The sequence below is a fragment of the Intrasporangium sp. genome, assembly GCF_032907665.1.
Lineage (GTDB): Bacteria > Actinomycetota > Actinomycetes > Actinomycetales > Dermatophilaceae > Intrasporangium.
On record NZ_JAJJPG010000025.1, the window covers coordinates 33358 to 36811 of the forward strand.

The 3454-nt window shown below is 71.6% G+C and carries 4 protein-coding genes; 1 reads left to right on the forward strand and 3 read right to left on the reverse strand.

The window, feature by feature from the left end; translation table 11 throughout:
• Window positions 1-758 (reverse strand): LLM class flavin-dependent oxidoreductase (locus tag LOY02_RS06115; protein ID WP_317181446.1); only part of this gene is annotated, 758 nt, incomplete at its 3' end.
• Between the two features lie 82 nt (window positions 759-840).
• On the opposite strand from LOY02_RS06115, the gene LOY02_RS06120 reads away from it, so the two are divergent.
• Complete coding sequence (locus LOY02_RS06120; protein WP_317181447.1) at window positions 841-1362, forward strand: MarR family winged helix-turn-helix transcriptional regulator; 522 nt, start codon at window positions 841-843, stop codon at window positions 1360-1362.
• Window positions 1363-1419: 57 nt separating this feature from the next.
• Here LOY02_RS06120 and LOY02_RS06125 read toward each other — a convergent pair whose 3' ends face one another.
• Together LOY02_RS06125 and LOY02_RS06130 are read right to left on the reverse strand one after the other, a co-directional pair.
• A complete protein-coding gene (locus LOY02_RS06125; RefSeq protein ID WP_317181448.1) occupies window positions 1420-2571 on the reverse strand; it encodes an RNA polymerase sigma factor in 1152 nt (383 codons plus the stop codon).
• An 11-nt stretch (window positions 2572-2582) separates the two neighbouring features.
• Entirely contained in the window at window positions 2583-2999 is a 417-nt protein-coding gene (locus LOY02_RS06130) for a YciI family protein (RefSeq protein ID WP_317181449.1), read from the reverse strand.
• Between the last annotated feature and the right edge of the window lie 455 nt (window positions 3000-3454).

Consider the following 3454-nt stretch of genomic DNA (forward strand, 5'->3'; position numbering starts at 1 on the left):
GCCCACTGCCGCGGCGGCCCGACGAGGAGCCGATCGCTCGGCTGCGCCGTGAACTGACCGCCGATGTTGAGCAGGCGACGCACCTCACGTGGGTCGCGGCCAGCGGCAGAGGCGGCGGCATCGACGATCGCGTTCGACTCGTCGATCTGCTCGAGGCCCTGCAGGTAGGCGAGGGAGGGCAGCCATCCGTCCGCCTTCTCGCCGACGAGTCGCAGCATCCGCGGCTTGAGGGCGCCGACCCAGATCGCCACCTCATGAGCAGGGGCCGGTCCCCTCTTGGCGCCTGCCACCCGATGGTGTCGGCCCTCGACGACGAGACGCTGGTCACTCCCCACGTCCCAGATGCCCCGGATGATGTCGACGGCCTCGCTGAGCGCACTGACCGCCTCGCCCGGGGTCAGTCGCTCGCCACCCATCGCGGCGATCGGGTCCCAGAAGCCGCCGGCTCCGAGGCCCAGCTCGAGGCGCCCCCCGCTCAGCAGGTCGAGGCTGGCGGCGGCACGGGCGAGCACCGATGGCTGGCGAAGAGGGAGGTTGAGGACGTTGCCCGCGAGGTGCACCCGCTCGGTGCGGGCCGCGACGTAGCTCATCAGGGTCCAGGTGTCGAGGAAGGCCGGCTGGTACGGATGGTCCTGGAAGGTGACGAGGTCGAGGCCCGCTGACTCGGAAGCCAGTGCCAGCTCGACCGTCTGGTCCGGGGCGGTGGCGCTCGGCGTGATGAAGGAGCCGAAGAGCAGGTCGTGGCCGTAGTCCGTCATGTCCCATCCAATCTGTTGGTGAACAGATGATATCCCCTACCGATGGTTGGTGGAGCAACGGACCCTGACGTATCCTTCCCGCATGGAGGTGACCTCGGCCCAGACGACGCAGCCCGCTCACGCCCCCGAGGAGCCCGCGCTCGCGTGGTCCCTGGGAGTCATCCTCCGGGCCTACGAGGCGGCGATCCGGGACTCTCTGGAGGCTCTTCCCCACGGCCACCGGGGCTACCTGGTGCTCGCCGAAGTGGTCCACGGTGACCAGCCGAGCCAGCTCGCGCTCGCGGCCCACCTCGGCATCGACCGCACCGTGATGACCTACCTCATCGACGACCTCGTCGAGGCGGGGCTCGTGGAGCGTCGTCCCAACCCGGCTGACCGGCGCCAACGTCAGGTCGTGGCAACCACCTCGGGGCGCCGAATGGAGCGCCGCCTGGCCGGTCGGGTGCGGGCAGCCGAGGATGCCGTCCTTCGATCCCTGGAGACCGACGAACGTGCGGCGCTCCTCGAACTGCTCCGGCGCGTGGCGCACGACGTGCACGGCGTGGATGCCGAGCGCGACCTGTGCAGTGTCGTGGCGAGCTGGGTTGACGCTCCAGCCACGTGAGAGCGCGCTGGCGTCACGCCGGGAGCGCCGCCACTGGGGTCAGCGCCGGCCCCGGGGTCAGCGCTGCCGCTGACGGAGCCGGGCGGCTTGCCGCGTGAGGTGGTCGCGTTCGGGGAGGTTCGTCGTGCGCCGCGCGGCCTCGGCGTAGTGGTCGGCCGCGTCCTCCAGCTCGCCGACGCGCTCGAGCAGGAAGCCGCGCACCGCGAGGAAACGGTGACGCTCGCCGACCAGTGGCTCGAGCGTCTCGAGCTCGGCGAGCGCAGCATCGGCACCGAGGACGTGAGCGAGGGCGACGACGCGGCTGAGCCGCGCGACAGGGTTCCCGGTGAGGGCGACCAGCTCGTCGTACCACTCGAGGATCTGCGGCCAGTCCGTCTGTGAGGCCGTGGGCGCGTCGTCGTGGAGGGCGGCGATGGCGGCCTGCAGCTGGTACTCACCGCGGCGGTTCTCGGCGAGTGCCCCTTGGAGCAGGCGGACCCCCTCGGCGATCTCGTCGGTGTCCCAGAGGGACCGATCCTGGGCATCGAGCGTCACCAGCCGCCCGTCCTGCCCGACGCGCGCTCGTCGGCGGGCGTGGTGGAGGAGCATCAGGGCGAGCAGCCCGCGCACTTCCGCATCGGACTGGCCCGCCGCCACCTCGCGGGTCAGTCGGATCGCCTCCGAGGCGAGGTCGACCCGACCGCCGTGCCCGGCGTGGTAGACGAGGTAGAGCACCCGGAGCACGGTCGTGAGGTCGCCGGTCGGGCCGAGGGGCACGTGGGCGACGGTGCGCTTGGCCCGGCTGATCCGTTGCGCCATCGTCGCCCGCGGCACGAGGAACGCCTCGGCGATCTCGTCGGTCGTCAGTCCGCCCACGGCGCGGAGGGTGAGGGCGATGGCCGACTGCGGACTCAGGGCCGGATGGCAGCAGAGGAAGAGGAGGCGGAGGGTGTCGTCCTCCTGCTCCGTCGGTCCCGGCGCGGGCTCCCGGTCGAGACGCTGCTCCCGGGCCCTGCGCGCCGTCTCGCTGCGCGCGGCGTCGACGAGCCGGCGGCCGGCGACGCCGATGAGCCAGGCCCGGGGGTTGCGCGGTGGGTGCTCCGGCCAGCTCCGCACGGCCTCGACGAGGGCCTCCTGGACGGCGTCCTCGGCCGCCGCGAAGTCGTTGCCGCGGCGGACGAGGACACCGATGACCTGGGGCACGAGCGTGCGCAGGAGCGTCTCGTCCATGCCCCCTCCGTTCAGTCGGCGTCCTGGAACGCGCCGAACATGACCTCCCGCACCTCGATCCACTCGTACATCGGCTTTCCGTCCGGGCCGGGGCCGGACGAGACGTGTGCCGCGATCTCGAGGGCCCGTTCGCGGGACTCCACGTCGACGAGGTACCAGCCGGCGATGAGGTCGCTCGTCTCGGGGTACGGCCCGTCGGTGGTCACCGGGGCCGCCCCCGGAGTGCCGCCGTACTGGACCCACACGCGGTCGGGGTGCAGACCGGTGCCGTCGACGAACTCCCCCGACTCCTTGAGCATCTGGGTGCAGTCCTCGAGGAACTGGAGGTGACGGTCGATGTCCTCCGGCGTCCACTGGTCCATGGGCGGGACGGGCTCGGGCAGGTCCGGGGCGCCCCGGTAGTGCTTGAGCAGCAGGAACTTCGGCATGGTGCTCACTCCTTCGACTCGTTCGCGGAGCCGGTCGGCACCGCACCCATGGAACGGAGCCGCGCGCCGGGTCTCGACATCATCACAGCAGAAGATTCCGTATGCCGCTGGGCTGGCTGCCGGTGCGCCCCTCGCGAGGGGTGGGGTGTGGACGACGGGGCCACTCGAGTGGGTGGACACGTCGAGTGGCCCCGAACGGACTGGCCCCCGCTTCTCCTGACAGCCTGGGCTCCTTGGACGAGCGGGCGGTCACGACCTGCTGAGCGGGCGAGGCCAGTCGCCGTCAGGCACGTCGAGAACGATCGTGTGGTAGCTCTCGATCGCTGCCTCGGTGGGTGTCGGCGACGACCCGGGACACGCCAGGATCGGCGGCGAAGCCGGGTGAGGTTCGGTCACGGATGCAGCCAAGCAAGGGCGCAGCTGCTGCGACAACTGAATTACGCGTCCGGCAAGGC